Genomic DNA, 19,240 nt, shown 5'->3' on the forward strand with positions numbered 1-19,240 from the left:
ACGCGCCATAGTCCTGTCGTCACGAATCGGATTTTAAACCGTGACGATCGTCACGGTTTCTTATAGGAATGCAGAAATACGGTCAGTCTTTGGAATTTATCCTTGGAGCCGGAATTCTTTTCACGATCGATCGTTTTTTCATACAGATTTACTAAATGATTTCTTAATGTTCCGTTTGCGATTCCTAAAAAGAAACCGATCTGCTTTCGAGTATAACCTTCCGATATGAGTTCGCAGATTCTAAGTTCTTGTTTGGTTAATCCTTTTTGCGTTAAGGAGCTCAGATCCAGAAGTCCCGAATTTTCCTTTTTCCGAAACAGACGCAACACGATCCAAGAGGCGCCGACTCCGATTGCGGAAAGAAAGATCGTTTGGATTCGAGCGGATTCTCCGCTTAAAAAAAGAACGGAAAGAGATCCGCAACCCAGCGCGACGCTTGCGCTCGCCAATATTTCCGCAACCTTGTGAAAGAAGGAATCCGCGCGATCGCGTGAAAGATAAACGGAAATGAAAACGCTGACGATCGTATCTGCTCCCATTCCGAGCGGAAACACGTTCCATCCGAACAGGGGAAGAAAGTTCGTTCCTAATCCTAACCACCAGCATAAAACCAAAAAAGGAATCCAACCTTTGACGGGCGCGTCTTTCGGTTTTAAAAGAAGAAACAAAGAAAGAATAAAACCGATTCCGAAAAATCCTCCCACCAAGATTCGAGCTTGATTTTCTAAAACGGGAAACCAACCCCAGGAATACGATTTCCATTCGCGGATAAGAACGGATTTTGTTGAGGATGAATAATCCAATTCGATCAAAAGAATCAATCCGATTGAGATCGCGATCACACCCGCGGTCATCGGCGATTTTACTTTTCTTCCAGAAAGAATTCTACTCAGACACAATAGAAGAGGAGGTACGAAAAAAATAAAATGCCGAAAGACGTGGAAAAAGAAGTAGGCTTGATCGGACGATGAAGACGCGAGTAAAAAGAAAAGGGAAAGATTTCCGCCCGCCAATATGATGAGAAGAATCCGAAAATAATTTCCGAACGAATCTTTGTCTTTCCACAACGCAAAGAACGCCGCAAGATTCGCGGACATCGCCGTAAGAGGGAATAGTTGAACGATTTCCATATATCAAATCGATCGATCACTCGAAAGAATTTAGAATTCTCGCATTCTCGATTCTGTTTTTTTACTGTAAAGATCTTTCCAATGTCCGAGTTTTGATTTAGGAACGATAGAAAAAACGACCTGAAATCCGATCGAACCTTCGGAGTTTAAAACGAAATATGAAACAAACCGCATTCATTCTCTTCATTCTTTGTATGAGTTTTTTCGCCTGTTCGAAAAATTCTTTCGAAACCGACAAGTTGGATGAGGAAAGCCTGAACGTTTCTCTCCATTTGCAAAACCGATTGAACGGATTGATCGATAAAATTTCACCCGCAACGGTAAGCGTATTTCCGAAAGGAAGCACGGAAAATTCCACTCCGATCGGTTCCGGTTTTTTTATAGATGAAGAAGGACATATTCTCACTTGCCAACATGTGATTCGGGGATCGGAAGAATTTATCATTCAACCGGGTAAATCCGGAGAACGTTTGAAAGCGAAGGTGATTAAACAGGACGCGGATGCGGATCTTGCTCTTTTGGAATCGGAAACGAACGACAACAAGAATGCGTTCATTGCTGTTCCCAAGTTGAATGTTCCCAAGGAAGGCACGATTTACCTTTCGTTTGGGGCCGCGTACGGACTTCCGGATTCGATTTCTACGGGCGTGGTTGCGTTTTCACAAAGGGCAAAGGTGGATCCGTATCATCCGGAAAAGGGTTTTGTTCAACTCAGTTTGCCGATCTATCCGGGTATGTCCGGCGGCGCCGTGATCGATATTCAAGGGAACCTAATCGGTGTTCAACGATTCACCTATAATACGACGGGAAATCAGCCGATCGGTCCGGGATTTGCAATTCCCGTAGGTCATGTTTCCAATTTTTTGGAATCATCGGCTCAATTAAGGGAGAATCGCATTCGTTCACAAAGAGGAATCGTGGAGATTCCATTTGTGACTCCTCATCTGATTGATAAGTTAAAACTTCCGCATCCGCTTGGTGTGATCGTGAGTTATGTTCAAAAGGATTCTCCCGCCGAAAAGTCAGGAATTCAACGTTACGATTTTATAACGCATATCAATTCCAAAAAGGTAAATTCTTCCGCGGAGTTTTATCGCGAAATCGCTTTGTTAAACGGAGAAGCGTCAATAAAGCTGTTTCGAAGCGGTAAAGAAATGGAAGTCGTTTTAAAAAATTGGAAATAATTTATTAAAATTATGATTCGATGGAAAAAAATATTTTTCCATGTCTTTGTTCATATTGAACCGGGGAAGAATAGGAAGGACTCTAAACTTCCCAGGAGAATAATATGAAAAAGCATCAAGGTTTGCTGATTGTTATGATTCTAATCACGGCAATCACCGCTTGTAAAAAGGATTCGAAAGACGATACGACTCAAAATCTGGCTTTGTTAGCACTTTTGAATACTCGAAACGGCTTATCGCCGGAACAAAAGACCGCTAGTGCAACCGCGAACGGAGTAGTGGGTGCGGCCTCGGCGGCACAAACCAGCGGCGGTATGACCGCCTCCAACGAAGCCCGAACCGAACAAATGCTAGTGGCCGACATTTTTGAAAACGGAATGGACCCTATCGTAGTCCGGGATGTCGCTTCTCAACTTGCTTCTTTACAAAAAGGAAAACAGGAAAATCCAGTTCACCTAACGGCGATTACTGCGACTCCATCCGGAAGCACGCCGACTAGAACTTGGACTTTTTCGGGAGATGTGAGCGGATCCGGAGTGACGACCCAATCCAATACCTCATTCGGACTTGCTTTAGGAATTCCTAACTGCGCAATTTCTACGCTTGCTCCTTCCGGAACTCAAGGAACCGCCACGTTTTCCAATGGAACTCTTTCTTTCAGCGGATCCGGAACGAGTACGGCATTTTCAGGAACGAGCGATTTGAGTGCGAATATCGCTTTTTCGAATTATGGAGTCTTTTACGCCGATTATTTGGCCATGATTCAATACTATAAGAATCCTCCAAGTACGACTTCCAGTATCTCCACTTGTGAAGGATTACAGCAGGTTTTCGGTTCGTTCTACAATGCGATCGCGAAATATGCGGTTATTTCCGCAGGAAGCGCTGCGGTCACTTATTCGAGAACGTACAGCGGACAAAACGCGGCGTCCGGAGTTTCTTCCAATTCTAAGTTTGACGCAACCGTTAGTTCACCGTCCGGTATAACGATCACCGAGTATGAAGGAACCACAGCGGGAACGGCTAAAACCGTTACTCTTCAGAATGTGAAATACGGATATTCGTCCAGCATTAGCTTAAGCGGAAGTCCATCTTCGCAGGTTGGAAGCGGAAGTTTCAGCGTTTCTTTTTCCGGAATCGTGAACGGCACCGCGATCGATCAAATCTTTTCGTTCACTTTCTAATCGTTTAGAAACGAAAAGTAGGCGAAAGCCCTTCTATATTGGAGGGCTTTTTTATTAGTGTATATTTTTTAAATATTAAAATTTACTAATTCAACGGAACCGATCCATTCATTCTTCGGTTTTCGGGTAGATTGTCCTGCCGCAATGTAAACTGTATCGATCGATTGGCTGTTGAATTCTTTATTGTTTGTCGAAGAATTCCCTCTTTGGTCGATCTCTATGTCCATCCTTACGATTTTCTTCTCTGAAGAATTTCACCTTTCTATCAAGTTCCGCCTATCTTCCGAAAACGAATTCCGAAAAAATGTTTCAACTTTGTATAAAACTTAGAACATTGTATTATAAAAATTGAATATATATTCGATTGTTGGCGAATGGAACAAGTGGAAGTCGCAGAATATTTTTGAAAAATCTCCTTTAAATCCCTTAAATTCTTTGCCAAAAAGTAACTTTTTTTGTTACATTTTGTCTAAGTACAAAATCCCAATTTCATTTTTAGGAGAATAAAAAATGAACGTAGAATCCAAATCTTCCGTTGACCTTTTCGGGCCGGTAAAACTCGGAAGTATCGACCTCAAAAATAGAATCGTAATGGCTCCCATGACGAGATCCCGCGCTTTAAACAACGTTCCCAATTCGATCATGGCGGAATATTATTCCCAGAGATCCGGCGCGGGGTTGATCGTTACGGAAGGAACCGCTCCTTCTCCAAATGCGTTGGGATATGCGCGTATTCCCGGAATTTTTAGCAAGGAACAGGTGGAAGGATGGAAACTAACTACAAAAGCCGTTCACGCAAAGGGTGGAAAGATTTTCGTTCAGTTGATGCATACGGGTCGGGTCGGAAGTACGGCAAATCTTCCGAGCGGCGCCGAGTTAGTGGCGCCTTCCGCGGTTCAACTTTCAGGTGAAAACTGGACCGATGCACAAGGGATGCAGCCTTACGCTCTGCCGCGTGAGATGAATTCGCAAGATATTCGAAAAACGATCGAAGAATTTGTTCAGGCCGCAAAGAACGCGATTGAGGCCGGGTTTGACGGTGTGGAACTTCACGGTGCAAACGGTTATTTAATCGAACAATTTTTAAATCCGAATGTGAATCGCAGAACCGATTCATACGGCGGTTCGAATGAGAATCGGATTCGTTTTGCGGTGGAAGTTGCGCGTGCGGTTTCGGAAGCCATCGGAAAAGAGAGAACCGGGATTCGAATTTCTCCTTACGGAGTCTTTAACGAAATGGGAGCGTTCGACGGAGTCGAAGAACAATACGAACTTCTCGCAAAAGAATTGAATCATGTCGGTTTAGCATACATTCATCTCGTGAATCACAGTGCGATGGGCGCTCCCCCCGTTCCGGAGAGCGTAGTTCAAAAGATCGGAAATCAATTTAAGAATGTCATAATATTGAGCGGCGGTTACGATAAGACTCGCGCACAATCGGATCTTGAATCGAATAAGGCGGACTTGATCGCTTTCGGAAGACCGTTCATCGCCAATCCTGATTTCGTTTCCAGATTGAAATCGGATCGGATTCTCTCCGATGCGGATCAAAGTACGTTCTATACTCCCGGTGAAAAAGGATATTCGGATTATCCGAACTATAACTGATTTTACCAAAAAATTTCGTTCAGTCGGATCGATTCCGGCTGAACGAAACTTCCCTTCCATGTTTCGAATCGAATTCATTCTTCGAAGTTCAAAAGAAGCTTTCTCAATAATTTAGAAAGTTCAGTGTGTTCTTTTTCCGTTAGGCAACTCATCAATGCCTGTCCGCTTTTTACGTGATCTAAAAGCGTTTTCGTAATCACGAGTTTCCCTTCCGATGTCAATCCGATCAAAACGCTTCTTCGGTCGTTCGGGTCGGATTCTCGTTTTACCCAACCCAGTGATTCAAGTCGATCAATGCGATTGGTCATCGTTCCCGATGTGATCATCAAGGTGGAAAGGAGTTCGCCCGGAGATTTTTTGTAGGGTTTTCCGCTGCGGAGCAGCGCGGCCATCACGTCGAACTCCGGAGCTGCAAGTCCGTGGCTTTCAAAAACTTCCTTATGGACGTTGTAGAAAAAGATCGAAGAAAGCCGGTGAATTCTCCCGATCGTGCCCATGGCCGTCATATCTAAATCAGGCCGTTCCTCGGCCCATTGTTTCAGGATAAAATCGACGTGATCTTCGGTTTTTTTGGACTTCATACTTCCTTATTTTTAGAAAATATCTTGACGTCAAGATAAATGAGTGATTGCTTTGGCTTCAAGTATCTTGAAATCAAGATAATAATTTCTTTCGGAGAAATATATGAGAATTTCCGTTTTCCTTTCTTTGTTCGCTTCGATTCTGGTTTTGGTTCTAACACCCGTTCAATCCCTGATTTGGAACGGAGAATCGTTTCCCATTTATCTTTTAAAAACGGAAACGTATGTTCGGGCTTTGTTCGATTTTCGAGCGGAGTTCGCACCCGAGACGTCGGATTATTATTTTTTCGGAAGAATGGCGATTCTTATTCATCTTGGAATTTTATTCGGATTACTGGAATTAAAACGAAACGGTTTCTTTCCGATCGCCGCAACAAAGGCTTTTCGTGCGGTTCTTGGTTTTCTTTTGATCGCAATCATCGGTGATACGGTTGCGTACTGGGGAGGAAGTTTTTTCGGGGAATTGTTTCGGAACATTGGTTTTCGTTGGATCGAAGCGCCCGGCATCTTTTTTCTTTTATGCGCATTCGGTTATCTGGGTTTTAAAATAAGGCCCGAAAAGAAAGCGATCGGAATTACGTTTCTGATTCTTCCTTTTTTGATGATCGGATCCATATTATTTTTTCGTTATATACCGCACGGTCCTCTGTTGCCGGTTTCTTGGATCGTAACGGTATTTCTTTTAGGATCGGATTCCTCGGCTTCGTTTCGAAATCTCAGCCAAGTCTTTCTCAGGTTCACTTCGGTCAAATCGATTCTGCTTTTGTTTGTTGCTGCGTTAGTTTGCGCGGAGGGAATGCAGATTTTGGAAAAGTTCATACCGGTTGCGGATGGAAATATACTTCCGAAAAAAATGGACTTTCGCCCGTTTTCCGGAGCAAAGGATTTTATCGAAGTTTTCGGCGCATACGGGGAAGCGGGCAGGCGTTTGTATTTTTGGATCGACGTCGTCGATATGATTTTCCCTTTTCCATTAGCGTTGTGTTTCGGCGGAATTTACGCGAAAGCGGCTCTAAGGGCCAATCTTCCTCTTTCTCTCGGTCTTCTTGCATACGGCTTTTTGCTATTCGATCTGCTTGAGAATTCTCTTATGTTTTATTTTCTCTCCGTTTGGCCTACGGTTCCCGAAGGTTTGGCGGCGTTTACGGGAACGATAACTGCAGTTAAACTTTTCTTTTTGTTCACCGGATTCTTTATGTTTATTGCATCTTTTCTCATTCTTGTAGTCCGGTGGGCGCAGGAAAAAAAGACCGTAAAGGTTTGAGGTTGTCTATGATAAGAACCTGTCCCAAAACCGGGACAGAACCTTGCAGCTGATCTTTCTGGTAAAGTAAAATTAGGTTTTGGGACACGCTGTAAAAGTTTTTCGGAAAATTTTCGAATAGGTAGGCTAGGTAGGTTCCGGAAAATCAGAATAAATGAATGATTTCAGAAAAACATACCATAAGGTATGTCATGTATCTTGACAAAGCCGATTCTTCGCATTAGGATTAAGAAAAGGAGAATTGTCATGGAACCGAAAGATTTTCTTATTATAGGAACGATTCACAGTTTGGGCTTTGCCGTCTTTCACGTTTTCTTTTGGAGGATTTTCCGTTGGAAAGAGGATTTAAAACGTGTTTCTTTTGCGAACCGTGCCATTTTACAGATCGCAAATCTTCGTCTTATCTATCTTTTTCTTTTTATGGCGGGTATAACTTTCTTTTTTCCCACTGAGCTTTTGTCTTCTTCTTTGGGAAAATGGATTTTGATCGGCTTTTCCGCTTTCTGGTGGGGACGTTTGATAGAACAATTCATTTTCCTTCGGGTAAATTCCGTAATGGTTCATACTCTTTCCGTTCTGTTCTTTGCCGGCGGAATCGTGTATCTGATTCCGTTGTTCGCGTTTTAACTTCGGAACCATTTCGAATTTATGTTATCCTCCGAAGACTGGATCATAGCAGGATTGGATCTTTTGTATCACAAAGGCGAAGAATTTCTAACCATTGAATCTCTTTGTAAAAAACTGAAACTGACCAAAGGTTCTTTCTATCATCATTTTAAGAATCGCGAGGATTTCTCGCAAAGAATGCTGATCTATTGGGAAAAGACGTTTACGGATGATATTATCGTTCTTGCAGGTTCGGAATCTTCTCCGCAAAGCCGATTGAAAACGCTTCGATCTTTGACCTTCGGTTTTTCTAAAAATGCGGAACGTGCGATTCGCGCTTGGGCCTTTCGAAATTCTAAGGTGAAAAAAGTTCAGGAGAGAGTGGATCGGAAGCGAATTTCTTTTTTAAAGGAAGTTTATTTCGAAGTTTTCAAAAATAGCAGGCAAGCGGAGCAAAAAGCAAGGCTTGCCTATGCGATCTTCGTCGGAGCGGAAATGATTCTTCCGAGTTTGGAGGAAAAGGAAGTCAAAAAATTATATTACTTATTTTGAATATTTTCTTTTTTTATTCTTTCTTTTCTTCGAACGTAGACGACCTTATCCAACTCTGCGACGACTTTGCCGGTTTTTGCGTCGTAAATTTTCGTTTGAAAGAACGCGTCTAACTTCCTCTTTTCGTCGGCTTCTCTTTGGATTCTTTCTATCTCTTCGTGCGGGATTTCAAAGTCCGCATAAACCTTTCCCATACCCGGGCTGATAAAACGAATGGTTGCCGCTTTGTCCCAGACGATATAATTTTCCCCCAAGTTTTCCATGAGAATCAGCATGTAAAACGGATCGCACATCGAATACAAAGAACCGCCGAAATGCGTTCCTACGAGGTTTTTGTTCCACCAACGAAGTTTCATTGAAAGACGGAAATGGGTAAAATCCTTGCTCATTCGTTTGTATCGAATACCTGCTCCGAAGTAGGGCGGGTAGAAATTGAAAAAATAAAATCGAAGTCTTTTCCAAAAATTCATACAGTTTGATGTAAAACCTTTTAGGTATTTTGTCTTTTGTTCTACGAGGGGTTCAATTTGAAATCAGAAAATAAGTGAATTATAATGAATTTCGGTTAAAATATCGCGTTTCGATCGAAAGCATCTTGATTTTTCGGAACACATCTTATAGAACAACTCACCCGGAGGACTTTGAATTTGAAAATTTATTATTTCCGTTCGCTTATCGCGATTTTATTCGTTTCTGTTTTTTCGATAGGCTTTATCGGTTGCAGCGATTCTACGACCTACGTGATTAAAAATAAAAAACCTTTCGTTGCATCGAACACGAAAGGCATCTTTGCGGGCGCGGTAAAGGTCGATATTACTCCGCCGCCCGGACTTCCTCTCGCGGGTTATTCCATGCTTGCAAATACGGAAAAAGGATTTAGAACGAAAATATATGCGCGCGTGATTTATATTCGGAAGGATCATCATTCTCCCTTGGTTCTGATACAAACGGATTTGCTTTCCGGTTCTTTACTGTTGCATCATAAACTCGCGGAACGCCTTGCGGATAAAACGGATATCAGTCTCGGAGGAATCGTTATTTCGGGAACGCATACACACTCGGCTCCGGGGAATTTTTATGAAAATAATTTTTACAACGAGTTTGCGGGAAACAAACCGGGCTTTGAAAAAGAATGGTATGAATTTCTGGAGAATCGAATCTTTGATGCGGTTTTGGAAGCGTATCAAAGCGCAAAACCCGCTAAAATCGCAACAGGAAAATTGAATGTATGGGGTTTGACACGGAACCGTTCGATCGAAGCTTACGCAGCGAATAAGAATTCGGGTATCGATGAAATTAAAACAGAACAGATCTACGACGCGGTCAATCCGGAGATGACGATGATTCGTGTGGACGCAAAGGATAAGGACGGAAGTTATAAACCTCTTGCGGTTTATACGACGTATTCGATTCACGGAACGACGGTTCCTTCTTGGAACAAAGTCGTAAATGCGGACGTATTCGCCTATCCGGAACGAGAACTCGAATTCAAGATCAAGGAAGAATTCAAAACCGACTGGGAACCGTTGCATGCCGTTTCGAACGCGACGCACGGAGACAATTCTCCCGATTATCGCGAAGATATGCAGGGGTTTATCGAGTCGAAACGAATCGGTTACGAAATATCAAAAAAATCTTATGAACTTTTTCAGAGTTTAGGAAAGAAGTTGAGCGCCGATCTTACGTATTCTTACAACTCCAAAGAAGTGGACGTCTACGAAAATCCGAAGATGGGTAATGCGGAACTTTGCAGCAGACCCGTTGCGGGAACCGCATTAACCGGGGGAGCGGAAGACGGAATGACGCCGGTTTTATTTTGGCTTCCGTTTTGGGGCGAAGGATGGCCGCGTTATATTTTTACCGGCGGATGTCAGGGGCACAAACGGACTGCGGGTTCTTTCTTTCAGTACATCGTATTAGCAAAAAAGAATTTTCCTCATCGAATGATTCTTCAATCCGCGAGAATCGGAGACACGGTTTTGCTCGCGGTTCCTTTTGAAGTTACGAACGAATCAGGAAGAAGATTCTCCAGTGCGGCTTTGGAAGCGGAAAAACAAAGAACTTCCAAAAGCAAGGAATCGATCACTCAAACTTCCGTGCTGTCCTGTACGAACGGTTATTTCGGTTATACGACTACGCCGGAAGAATATTCGAAACAACACTATGAAGGCGGCCATACGATCTACGGACCCGCGACACAACCTTTCTTACAAGCTCATCTTGCGGATCTTGTAAAACAAATGCCTGCGGAAGGAGGCAAAGAGAGTTTTCCGGAATCATGGGAATTTCAACTCGATACGAAGAGTTATATGCCTGAAAAGCGCGAGGCGAAAGGAAATCGAGAATTAAAGGAAGCTCCTCGACTTGTTTTGGCGGAAGAGAATTCGGAAAAACATTGGATCTTTCGTTATAAAGACGTGAACCCTTCTCAAATTCAATTTCATCAAGCCCTGGTCTCCATTCAATATAAGGAAGAAAAGGGAGAATGGAAAACTCTGCAACAAGACGGAAGAATGGTGAATGATAGCGGAACCGAGTTGGACATTCGATTGCAGGGAGATTCATCGGATGGAATGGCGGTTTATGAAGTTCGCTGGTTTAATCCCGAGTTTCACTCGAAACGAAAATACCGATTTGCGATCGCTCCTCGAGGTAAGGAGAAGGAGTTTTATTCTCCCGAGTTTTAGCGAATGGATTGTGAATCGAGGCGGGCGCTTCCCGTCTCGGCGATCATCTTTTAGAAAGCTCTTTTTGTTTCTTGAAAATATTCGAATAATCGAATTCGTTTTGATAAAGAAGCGAATGGCTTCGTTTCAGTATGTCCGTTGGTTACGGTAGAGAATTTTTAACAAAGTGGATCGATTGTTTTCGAATTGAAACGACTACGTTCGTAAAGAAAAAAACGAGGAAGGGAACTTTATCCTTAAAAACAAGGATTTGATCGTTCGGATAAAATTCTTTCCTGCAAGATTCGATTGACATCCGGATAAAATCGAATTCTTGCCACACTCAAAAATTTTTTCTTGCTCTCCCATTTTGAATTCTTATAACCTCCTCTCATGCAAAGAACCATAGCCATCGTCCGTAAAAAAGGATCTCTTGAAAACGTAAGATTAGAAACCGAAACTCTTCCCGAGCCTGGAGAAAATGAAGTGCAAATAGAAGTTCATTCGATCGGGTTGAACTTTGCCGATTTGTTTGCGATTCAAGGATTGTATAGTGCCACCCCGCAAGGAGCGTTTATACCCGGATTGGAATTTTCAGGAGTTGTAATCGCCGCCGGAAAAAAGGTAAAGAACGTTAAGAAAAAAGATAAGATCATGGGTGTAACCCGATTCGGCGGTTATGTTTCCCATTTGAATATCGATTCAAGATATGTTTTTAAACTTCCGTCCAAATGGAATTTCGATCAAGGCGCGGGCTTTCTGGTTCAAGGATTAACCGCCTATTACGCGTTAGTTGCTTTGGGGGATTTGGAGAAAGGTCAAACAGTGCTGATTCACAGCGCCGCGGGAGGAGTGGGAATTCTCGCGAATCGAATCGCGAAAAAATTAGGGGCATATACGATCGGAACGATCGGATCGCCATCCAAGATCGATCTTCTCAAGAAAGAGGGATATGACAAACAGATCGTACGTTCGGATCGTTTCGCTAAGGACTTGCAGGAAGCTTTGGCGGGTAAGGATCTGGATCTCGTATTGGAGTGCATCGGAGGAAAAATCTTTCAGGAGAGTTACGATACCATGGCCCCCATGGGAAGGATGATCGTCTATGGAGCAGCTGAAATGATGGGGGGAGGGAGCGGGGTGAATTGGCCGATTCTCGCTTATAAATATCTTTCCAGACCGAAATTGGATCCGATGAAAATGGTTTCGGATAACAAGGCCGTTATGGGTTTCAATTTGATCTGGTTGTATGAAAAGGTTGAAAAATTGACCAAACATTTGAACGGCCTCGTCAAGTTGAATCTAACCGCGCCGCATATCGGTAAAACCTTTCCGTTTGAAAATATAGACGAAGCTTTGAAATACTTTCAATCCGGCACTTCGGTCGGTAAGGTCGTTTTAAAAGTTAAGTAGAGATTGCTCTTTACAATTCCAGGATTTCTTTCAAATTGGAGGCAGAGTGAGTCAATCTGCCTTTTCTGAAATATTCCATTCGTATCGGGTTGCTTTTGAGAATTTTTTAGATTCTCAAACACTCTCCGCGCTTGCAAAACAATCCGCACCCGAACTTTTCGAAGCAATGAAGTATAGCCTCGTCGCCGGCGGAAAACGTCTTCGACCGGTGTTGGCCTTGGCCGCCGCAGGTGGACTTAAGAATGAAACGCGCAATGCCTTGTATCTCGGATCTTCCCTTGAATGCATTCATACGTATTCTTTGATTCACGATGATCTTCCAAGTATGGACAACGACGATTTTAGAAGAGGACTGCCGACCCTTCACAAAAAGTTTTCCGAAGCGACCGCGATTCTGGCGGGAGACGCTCTGAATTCTTTCGCATTTTATTTATTATCGTTTGTTCAAGGGGAGAATGGCGATTTGTCCCTGCATCGAGATTTATTAGAAATTTTGCATACTGGTTCCGGGGCTCCCGGAATGGTTTCCGGACAAATCTACGATCTCCAAATGGAGCGGGAAAACGGGAAAACACAGAATTCGAATGGCGACCAGGATCCGATTTCGATGGTTCAGTTGACTCATCGATTGAAGACCGGCGCTTTAATTAAAGCGTCTTTGCTTTTGGGGAATCGGCTTCGAAACGATTGGAAACAAAGGAAAGAGTCCTTACTGAAATATGGAGAGGACTTGGGACTTCTTTTTCAGATCACGGATGATATTTTGGATGTGGAAGGAACCCAAGAATCCTTAGGAAAAACGCCCGGAAAAGATCAGAGATCGGGTAAGATCACCTATCCTGCGTTATTCGGTATGGATCGTTGTAAAAAGATGACGAAAGAACTTCAAGACAATCTTGTTTCGATTGCTTCCGATTTTACATCTACGGACGAGGAAAGAATATTTTTCCGGGAGCTTCCGGTTTACATTGGGCAAAGAAAAAATTAGACTGGATATTCTACTTTTCGATCGGGGATATGCCGATTCGATTGAAATCGCAAGAAGTCTGATTCTTTCCGGGTCCGTGTTGGTAAACGAGCAAAAGATCACGAAAGTCGGATTAAAATTTTCGGAAGATTCCGAAATCCGGATTTTAAACGTTATACCGCGTTATGTAAGCCGAGGCGCTTATAAATTATTAAAAGCCTTCGAAACTTTTCCTTTTCGAGTGAACGGAAAACTTTGCATCGATTTGGGCGCTTCGACCGGCGGGTTCACGCAAGTTCTTTTGGAACAGGGCGCTTGGAAGGTTTTTGCCTGCGACGTAGGTTATGGTCAACTTGCGGACAAGTTAAGAAATCATTCTTCCGTGATCGTAAAAGATCGTTTTCATCTGAAAAATTTATCTTCTCTTGAAATCGAATGGGAAACGAATCGGTTTCAAGTTCCGAATTCGGATTCGATTGCGGTCGTGATGGATCTGAGTTTTATTTCTTTGCGGTCCGTTTTTCCGGTGATTCGAAGATTTCGGGAAGAAAAGAATATTCCAAAATTGGAATGTGTGACTTTGATAAAACCGCAATTCGAAGCGGATGAAAAAAATCTTGTGAAAGGAGTTTTACGAGATCCAAAAATTCGAATTCGAATCGTTCGTTCGATTTGCGAATATCTCAGGAAAGAAATCGGCGGAAAAATTATCGGTTTAAAATGGTCGCCGATCGAAGGCCGCGACGGAAACAAAGAAGTTCTTTTGTATTGGGAGATTTGACGATTTGCTTATCTATCGATTTCCGTATCCGAAAATTTTAATAGCCTGTCAATTATATGATTCCTTCTTTGTTATCTTTGTTGGAAAGTCACTTTACAACTAAATTCTTTAAAAAAAAATAGTTCGGGATTATGAAGCAAGAAGCAGTAGAAAATAAAAAAGAAGAAATCCTGCCCTTAAATGGATTAAGAGCGTTTGCAATCACGGCTGTGTTCGTTTATCATTATTATTTTTATTCCGGTTATACGGCCGCAAATAATAATTCCATTCTTCAAGCCTTCATCGATATGCTTCATCATTTTGAAATTAATTTATTTCTTATTTTGAGCGGATTTTTGATTTCGATGGCTTTATGGAAAGAATGGTCGGAAAAAGGACGCATTAGTTACTTAGATTTTTTCTTAAAACGAAATTATAAACTACTGCCAGTTTATTATATATTTATTACCATCAGTTACGTAATCAATCGAGTTTCCTATACGATTAGTCAGAAATGGATTGCAACGAAAGAATTAACTGTACCTGAAACATTGATGGCATTAAACGTAATGGAAAGTGCGGATAACGGACTTCGAAACGCTTGGGCGGACTTCGTATTTTTAGGAAATTATTTTAAAGGTCCAAACATACACACTTGGTTTTTATCGATGATCGAACAATTCTATATCTTTTTCCCGCTGTTCTGTGGATTTATCCTGTTTAAGAGAGATTTCTTTACTAGACAATGCATTCTTTGGGTCTTATATTTTATTCCCGTTTTATTCAGAGTTTATATTTACCTGAATCCGAATGTCTTCGGTACTGATTACGAAATTTTAGTATTTCGTCCGACGCATACTCGTATGGATTCCATTATCATTGGTGTGATACTTATGGATTGGGTAGTAAATCGAAGCGAGTTTTTAAAGAAATATTTAACGGGAAGAATTGTCAGTATTCTATTGATGCTTTTACCTATCGGAATTTTAGTTTTTATTAATATAGTAAGTGATTCCGTTTATTCGTTCTTTTCCGGTACGGTACGATTTAATTTAATCGATTTCGTTTATATTTCAGTTCTTTTATCGGTAATGTTATTTCCGAATACTCTTCTTGCAAGGGGATTGAGTTTGAAGTTAATCAACCCTGTTGCAAACTTAAGCTACACTATTTATATTTGGCATTTGCTTCTTTCGTTGATTTCTTTTGGAACGTTAAAGATACTATTACCGGATCTTTTTGAAACTGGTTTGTTCTTTTTCGTAATTAGTCTTTTGATAAGTTACTTTTTTACTATAGGCATTTGTTGGTTAATTCATAGATATGTGGAAAACCCATTAGGCAGGGTTTTTAAACGAATTTTTCCACTTTCTTCTGTTTCGAAGAAGTAACCTATATTCGTTATTCTGAAAATTTCTTTTTCCTGCTTAGTTTATCGGAACAATGAAAACCGACGTTGTTAAAATACTGGACAAGGTGTAATTTCCTCAATGGCTGAGCTGCTCAAAGATCTTTATACGGAAACCGTATTGCGTAAAATTGCCGATTCCTTTTCGAAAGAAATTTCTTCCGTTTCCTCGGAAGAATGGATCAAACGGATCAAACAAAAGGATTGGAAACAGCTCGAACTCAAACAAAGAATCCGAAGAATTGCGGAGACATTGGCGGAAGAATTACCGAAACCGTTTCCGAAAACTTTAAAACCTCTGCTCAAAATCACGGATTCCCTTCAAAAGAAGTTTGAGGGGAAGGAAGTCTTTCTTACGATTTTTTTAGGAGATACGGTTGAAATTCTCGGGATCGATTATCCGGACGAATCCATGATCGCCTTTGAGAGAATCACTAAGTTGATCTCCTGCGAATTTTCGATCCGTCCTTTTTTAATCCGACATCCCGAACAGGCATGGAATCAGATGTCGGATTGGTCTTTGCATGAGAACGCCGCCGTTCGACGTTTGGCATCCGAGGGAAGCAGGCCTCGCCTTCCTTGGGGAATGGGAATTCCCGGTTTAAAACAAGAGCCGCAAAAAACTCTTTCCATTCTTGAAAATCTAAAAGACGATGTTGACGAAGTCGTTCGCAGAAGTGTTGCAAATCATTTGAACGATATTTCCAAAGATCATCCCGAGCTGATTTTGAGTATCGCGGAAAAGTGGGTTGGTTTTTCGGAAGAACGAGACGCGCTTTTAAAGCACGCGTTACGCGGTCTTTTAAAAGAAGGGAATCCGAAGGTGATGAGAATTTTCGGTTTCGGTTCTAAGATAAATGCAAAAATTCTAGATTTAAAACTGAAGTCCGCAATCGTAAAAATCGGGGGGAATCTTTTTTTCGGATTTAAAGTTCGATCTTTAGATGCAAAACCGAATCGCCTTCGTATCGAATACAAGATTCAATATGCAAAAGAATCGGGTAAAATTTCGAGAAAGGTTTTTCAGATCGAGGAAAGAATCTTTCAGCCGAAAGAATCCGTATCTTACGAAAAGAAACAATCCTTTAAACAGATGACCACCCGGAAGCACGTTCCGGGTAAGCATACGTTGGAAATTCACATCAACGGTGTTTTGAAAGCGAAGACGGAGTTTCAAGTCGTCCGATAAGTTTGAAGGATTCGATTCTCCGTTCTCTTATTTGATTAGGCGGAAAATACTCCGTAAGCGATCACCAAGCTTCCTGCAAGATTGGTGATAACACCGATCGCTCCTAAAGATTTTCCTAATATAGGATTTTCTTGAAATTCATCTTTGATCCCCTGAAGCCAGTTCGCCGTATCTTTCAACGCTAAAAATAAAGAAGAAACCGCAAACAGAGAGGCGCCGATCAAAGCCAAATTTTCCGATAGGTTCGCATATCGGAATGCAATCACTAGACCCAGCAACATAGCTCCTTGCATCAAAGAACCGATATGTGCGGCCTGCAGATAGCGCGAAGGAAATTCCGTTTTCTTTCTTGCGAGAGCGTAAGGGAATCCGGTAAGGCTTCCGTAAGCCAGATTGAGAACTCCGGCGATAATGAGTATCTTTTCGGGTAGAAGCATAGTAGACCTCGTTTAGCCGAAAAAAATAGCAGATAACGTTGATTTCGTCGATCAGATTCCGATGCAAAATGAGATAAAGTTGTGCGGAGTGATCTTGGAGATAACGTCCTAACTTTTTCGCATATTTACGAATAAACGAGAATACTCTCCTTGCCGATTGGGATTGTGACCAAACAAATTCAAGAAGAAGGAGCCCCCCGTGAGGGCAGAAGAAGAAAAACCACACCTGAAAGTAATCCAAGTGGATGAGACTCAACTCGGGGAAAGACTTAAGCGAACTCGTAATCTGTGTAGTGATAGTATTCACCTGACAGTAGGGTAAAAATCAGTGGTCCCGGCTTCTTCTGAAAGTAAAAATGATTTTACCACAAATTATTTAAACTCAGGAGAAACCGATGACCACCAACACCAATGCAGTAGAAAAAGCAAAAAGAAGGAAGCTAAATTTATTAGAGCTTGCTAACGAATTAGAAAATGTAAGCAAAGCTTGTAAGATCATAGGATATTCCCGTCAGCAGTTCTATGAGATTAGAAGAAACTTCCAAACATACGGAGCAGAAGGACTCTTAGATAGAATCCCAGGAGCAACTGGCCCTCACCCTAACCGAGTCAGTGAAGAAATCGAAAAAGAAGTCTTAAAATATTCTCTACTTCGTCCTACCCATGAGTGTTTAAAAGTCGCACAACAACTCAGTCTCAAGGGAATCAAAGTGAGCTCAGGAGGTGTTAGAGGAGTCTGGGCGAGAAATAAACTCGTAACCAAACATCAAAGACTTCTAAGACTCGATGAACATCATAAAGATCAAATCATACCTCTCAGCGAGGAGCAGATCAAGCTCCTCGAAAGATTCGATCCAGAATACAGAGAAAGGCACATACAAGCCGATTCTACCGGAGAATTAGTTTCCATGGATACATTCATGGTGGGTTCCTTAAAAGGTGTTGGGAGAGTCTATTTACAAACCGTTATCGATTGCCACAGTCGATTTGCTTGGGGAAGACTTTTCAACACAAAGATTCCTGTCACTGCCGTCCAAACTCTCAATAACGATGTTCTTCCATTCTTTGAAAAACATAATATTAAAGTTCAAACCGTTCTTACCGATAATGGTCGTGAGTATTGTGGAAGAGAAGATCAACATCCTTTCGAATTATTTCTTCAATTAGAAGACATCGAACATCGAACTACAAAGGTCCGAAGACCTCAAAGCAATGGATACGTCGAGCGTCTTCACAGAACATTACTCGATGAGCGGAGTTACCCCCAAAAATCATACAGCCAATGTTAGCTCTTTTTCGATAAATTCTTTTGGCGACATCATTTTCAATCCTTTATGTGGTGCAAAGGAATTGTAGTCGTCAATCCAATTGTGTATTTTCAGCATAACTTCTTCAGCATAGTTTAGGCGATTCACATAAGCATAATCTCTTTTGAATGTTTTCACAAAGGCTTCGGCCATTCCGTTGCTCTCTGGAGAATAAGCAGGGGTATGACAGACTTCAAATCCCAAGGTTTCAATAAAAGCCATAGTGGCAAAAGAAGTATATTGAGGACCGTTGTCGGATAGGAACTGCGTCGAAGAAACTTTGGAATCGCCGAATCGTTGCTCCTTTGCCTCAAGAAGCATATCTCGAATCATCTGACCGTCAATGCCAATCGTTGAGGAAATATAACTTATAATTTCTCTGTCATGGCAATCCATAACAAAGGCCAACCAAATAAGCCTACCGTCCCAACAGCGTATTCCTAAAATATCGGAACACCATCTTACATTGCTTTTTAATGTGATGATTTTCCCTTCATGGGTCCGTTTTAACCTTGGAACATTCCTTTGTAAAAGTAGATTTTGTTCCTTCATGATTCGGTAAATCCGCTTGTGATTCACTCGTGGCAAATCCTTGTTTCTATTGATCCGATTGACGATCGCTGTAATTCTTGGATATCCGTAGGTAGGTCTATCATGGCAGACATCTTTAATCGTTTGCAAGATATGTTCTTTGAATTCGCTGATCGAATGTTTTTTCTCGCGCACGCGATTCTTGTAGTTAAAAATCGACCGAGAAACGCCTAATGCGGTAGCAATTCTACTCATTGGAAACCTTCGATTCCTTCCAATGGCTTTTGCGAGATCAGTTTTTTTTTACGAGCAAGAATGACAGCTTCTTTGAGAATCTCGTTCTCTTCGGTCTTTCTTCCGAGAAGGCGTTCCAAATTCTTAATTCTCTGTTCGAGCTTTTTGTAGTTACCCCACTTAAAACCGTACAGCTGAGTTAGCTTCTAAATAATAGGA

The 19,240-nt window shown here is 41.8% G+C and carries 18 protein-coding genes and 1 pseudogene; 13 read left to right on the forward strand and 6 right to left on the reverse strand.

The window, feature by feature from the left end; all coding sequences use genetic code 11:
* Nucleotides 1-50: 50 nt before the first annotated feature.
* A complete protein-coding gene (locus tag LFX17_RS01505) occupies nucleotides 51-1,130 on the reverse strand; it encodes a helix-turn-helix transcriptional regulator (RefSeq protein WP_238744684.1) in 1,080 nt (359 codons plus the stop codon).
* Between the two features lie 158 nt (nucleotides 1,131-1,288).
* Between LFX17_RS01505 and LFX17_RS01510 the strand changes: the two genes are divergently transcribed.
* The 3 genes from LFX17_RS01510 to LFX17_RS01520 all read left to right on the forward strand — a co-directional run bounded on the left by LFX17_RS01510 (nucleotide 1,289) and on the right by LFX17_RS01520 (nucleotide 5,106).
* A complete protein-coding gene (locus tag LFX17_RS01510) occupies nucleotides 1,289-2,314 on the forward strand; it encodes a S1C family serine protease (protein ID WP_238728557.1) in 1,026 nt (341 codons plus the stop codon).
* A 104-nt stretch (nucleotides 2,315-2,418) separates the two neighbouring features.
* The gene (locus tag LFX17_RS01515) at nucleotides 2,419-3,498 is read left to right on the forward strand and encodes a hypothetical protein (RefSeq protein ID WP_238744685.1); all 1,080 of its coding nucleotides are present in this window, start codon (nucleotides 2,419-2,421) and stop codon (nucleotides 3,496-3,498) included.
* A 510-nt stretch (nucleotides 3,499-4,008) separates the two neighbouring features.
* Nucleotides 4,009-5,106: an alkene reductase gene (locus tag LFX17_RS01520; protein WP_238744686.1), complete on the forward strand. Its 1,098-nt coding sequence runs from the start codon at nucleotides 4,009-4,011 to the stop codon at nucleotides 5,104-5,106.
* 74 nt (nucleotides 5,107-5,180) lie between these two features.
* Here the strand turns inward: LFX17_RS01520 and LFX17_RS01525 are convergent, their stop codons facing one another.
* Nucleotides 5,181-5,687, reverse strand: a complete 507-nt coding sequence (locus LFX17_RS01525) for a MarR family winged helix-turn-helix transcriptional regulator (protein WP_238744687.1) — start codon at nucleotides 5,685-5,687, stop codon at nucleotides 5,181-5,183.
* Between the two features lie 103 nt (nucleotides 5,688-5,790).
* On the opposite strand from LFX17_RS01525, the gene LFX17_RS01530 reads away from it, so the two are divergent.
* The 3 genes from LFX17_RS01530 to LFX17_RS01540 all read left to right on the forward strand — a co-directional run bounded on the left by LFX17_RS01530 (nucleotide 5,791) and on the right by LFX17_RS01540 (nucleotide 8,109).
* Nucleotides 5,791-6,951, forward strand: a complete 1,161-nt coding sequence (locus LFX17_RS01530; RefSeq protein ID WP_238744688.1) for a hypothetical protein — start codon at nucleotides 5,791-5,793, stop codon at nucleotides 6,949-6,951.
* 246 nt (nucleotides 6,952-7,197) lie between these two features.
* A complete protein-coding gene (locus LFX17_RS01535; protein WP_238744689.1) occupies nucleotides 7,198-7,578 on the forward strand; it encodes a hypothetical protein in 381 nt (126 codons plus the stop codon).
* Nucleotides 7,579-7,599: 21 nt separating this feature from the next.
* Complete coding sequence (locus LFX17_RS01540; RefSeq protein ID WP_238744690.1) at nucleotides 7,600-8,109, forward strand: TetR/AcrR family transcriptional regulator; 510 nt, start codon at nucleotides 7,600-7,602, stop codon at nucleotides 8,107-8,109.
* On the opposite strand, the gene LFX17_RS01545 is transcribed toward LFX17_RS01540, so the two are convergent.
* Entirely contained in the window at nucleotides 8,097-8,579 is a 483-nt protein-coding gene (locus tag LFX17_RS01545) for a DUF4442 domain-containing protein (RefSeq protein WP_238744691.1), read from the reverse strand. The genes LFX17_RS01540 and LFX17_RS01545 overlap by 13 nt on opposite strands.
* A 171-nt stretch (nucleotides 8,580-8,750) precedes the next feature.
* Here LFX17_RS01545 and LFX17_RS01550 point away from each other — a divergent pair, with 171 nt between their 5' ends.
* From LFX17_RS01550 to LFX17_RS01575, 6 genes are all read left to right on the forward strand, one after another.
* A complete protein-coding gene (locus LFX17_RS01550; protein WP_238744692.1) occupies nucleotides 8,751-10,796 on the forward strand; it encodes a neutral/alkaline non-lysosomal ceramidase N-terminal domain-containing protein in 2,046 nt (681 codons plus the stop codon).
* Nucleotides 10,797-11,168: 372 nt separating this feature from the next.
* Nucleotides 11,169-12,188, forward strand: a complete 1,020-nt coding sequence (locus tag LFX17_RS01555) for a synaptic vesicle VAT-1 family membrane protein (RefSeq protein ID WP_238744693.1) — start codon at nucleotides 11,169-11,171, stop codon at nucleotides 12,186-12,188.
* A gap of 46 nt (nucleotides 12,189-12,234) precedes the next feature.
* Complete coding sequence (locus LFX17_RS01560; protein ID WP_238728567.1) at nucleotides 12,235-13,176, forward strand: polyprenyl synthetase family protein; 942 nt, start codon at nucleotides 12,235-12,237, stop codon at nucleotides 13,174-13,176.
* The gene (locus tag LFX17_RS01565; RefSeq protein ID WP_238728568.1) at nucleotides 13,157-13,936 is read left to right on the forward strand and encodes a TlyA family RNA methyltransferase; all 780 of its coding nucleotides are present in this window, start codon (nucleotides 13,157-13,159) and stop codon (nucleotides 13,934-13,936) included. Before LFX17_RS01560 ends, LFX17_RS01565 begins: the two co-directional genes overlap by 20 nt.
* A 131-nt stretch (nucleotides 13,937-14,067) precedes the next feature.
* Nucleotides 14,068-15,306, forward strand: a complete 1,239-nt coding sequence (locus tag LFX17_RS01570; RefSeq protein WP_238744694.1) for an acyltransferase family protein — start codon at nucleotides 14,068-14,070, stop codon at nucleotides 15,304-15,306.
* A gap of 99 nt (nucleotides 15,307-15,405) precedes the next feature.
* Entirely contained in the window at nucleotides 15,406-16,512 is a 1,107-nt protein-coding gene (locus LFX17_RS01575) for a DNA alkylation repair protein (protein ID WP_238744695.1), read from the forward strand.
* Nucleotides 16,513-16,547: 35 nt separating this feature from the next.
* On the opposite strand, the gene LFX17_RS01580 is transcribed toward LFX17_RS01575, so the two are convergent.
* On the reverse strand, nucleotides 16,548-16,949 hold the full coding sequence (locus tag LFX17_RS01580; protein ID WP_238728571.1) for a hypothetical protein: 402 nt from the start codon (nucleotides 16,947-16,949) through the stop codon (nucleotides 16,548-16,550).
* Nucleotides 16,950-17,344: 395 nt separating this feature from the next.
* On the opposite strand from LFX17_RS01580, the pseudogene LFX17_RS01585 reads away from it, so the two are divergent.
* Nucleotides 17,345-18,202: pseudogene (locus LFX17_RS01585) on the forward strand (DDE-type integrase/transposase/recombinase); the annotation flags it as partial.
* An 18-nt stretch (nucleotides 18,203-18,220) separates the two neighbouring features.
* On the opposite strand, the gene LFX17_RS01590 reads toward LFX17_RS01585, so the two are convergent.
* A complete protein-coding gene (locus LFX17_RS01590) occupies nucleotides 18,221-19,042 on the reverse strand; it encodes an IS3 family transposase (RefSeq protein ID WP_238744696.1) in 822 nt (273 codons plus the stop codon).
* Nucleotides 19,039-19,161, reverse strand: coding sequence for a helix-turn-helix domain-containing protein (locus LFX17_RS20785; protein WP_004475080.1), 123 nt, complete (start codon nucleotides 19,159-19,161; stop codon nucleotides 19,039-19,041). The genes LFX17_RS01590 and LFX17_RS20785 overlap by 4 nt, the downstream gene beginning before the upstream one ends.
* Between the last annotated feature and the right edge of the window lie 79 nt (nucleotides 19,162-19,240).

This window comes from Leptospira sanjuanensis (assembly GCF_022267375.1).
Lineage (GTDB): Bacteria > Spirochaetota > Leptospiria > Leptospirales > Leptospiraceae > Leptospira > Leptospira sanjuanensis.

Excerpts from the sequence above, each read along its gene's own strand:
- LFX17_RS01505 (WP_238744684.1), bottom strand. The coding sequence starts at position 1,130 with ATGGAAATCGTTCAACTATTCCCTCTTACGGCGATGTCCGCGAATCTT.
- LFX17_RS01510 (WP_238728557.1), top strand. The coding sequence starts at position 1,289 with ATGAAACAAACCGCATTCATTCTCTTCATTCTTTGTATGAGTTTTTTC.
- LFX17_RS01515 (WP_238744685.1), top strand. The coding sequence starts at position 2,419 with ATGAAAAAGCATCAAGGTTTGCTGATTGTTATGATTCTAATCACGGCA.
- LFX17_RS01520 (WP_238744686.1), top strand. The coding sequence starts at position 4,009 with ATGAACGTAGAATCCAAATCTTCCGTTGACCTTTTCGGGCCGGTAAAA.
- LFX17_RS01525 (WP_238744687.1), bottom strand. The coding sequence starts at position 5,687 with ATGAAGTCCAAAAAAACCGAAGATCACGTCGATTTTATCCTGAAACAA.
- LFX17_RS01530 (WP_238744688.1), top strand. The coding sequence starts at position 5,791 with ATGAGAATTTCCGTTTTCCTTTCTTTGTTCGCTTCGATTCTGGTTTTG.
- LFX17_RS01535 (WP_238744689.1), top strand. The coding sequence starts at position 7,198 with ATGGAACCGAAAGATTTTCTTATTATAGGAACGATTCACAGTTTGGGC.
- LFX17_RS01540 (WP_238744690.1), top strand. The coding sequence starts at position 7,600 with ATGTTATCCTCCGAAGACTGGATCATAGCAGGATTGGATCTTTTGTAT.
- LFX17_RS01545 (WP_238744691.1), bottom strand. The coding sequence starts at position 8,579 with ATGAATTTTTGGAAAAGACTTCGATTTTATTTTTTCAATTTCTACCCG.
- LFX17_RS01555 (WP_238744693.1), top strand. The coding sequence starts at position 11,169 with ATGCAAAGAACCATAGCCATCGTCCGTAAAAAAGGATCTCTTGAAAAC.
- LFX17_RS01570 (WP_238744694.1), top strand. The coding sequence starts at position 14,068 with ATGAAGCAAGAAGCAGTAGAAAATAAAAAAGAAGAAATCCTGCCCTTA.
- LFX17_RS01575 (WP_238744695.1), top strand. The coding sequence starts at position 15,406 with ATGGCTGAGCTGCTCAAAGATCTTTATACGGAAACCGTATTGCGTAAA.
- LFX17_RS01580 (WP_238728571.1), bottom strand. The coding sequence starts at position 16,949 with ATGCTTCTACCCGAAAAGATACTCATTATCGCCGGAGTTCTCAATCTG.
- LFX17_RS01590 (WP_238744696.1), bottom strand. The coding sequence starts at position 19,042 with ATGAGTAGAATTGCTACCGCATTAGGCGTTTCTCGGTCGATTTTTAAC.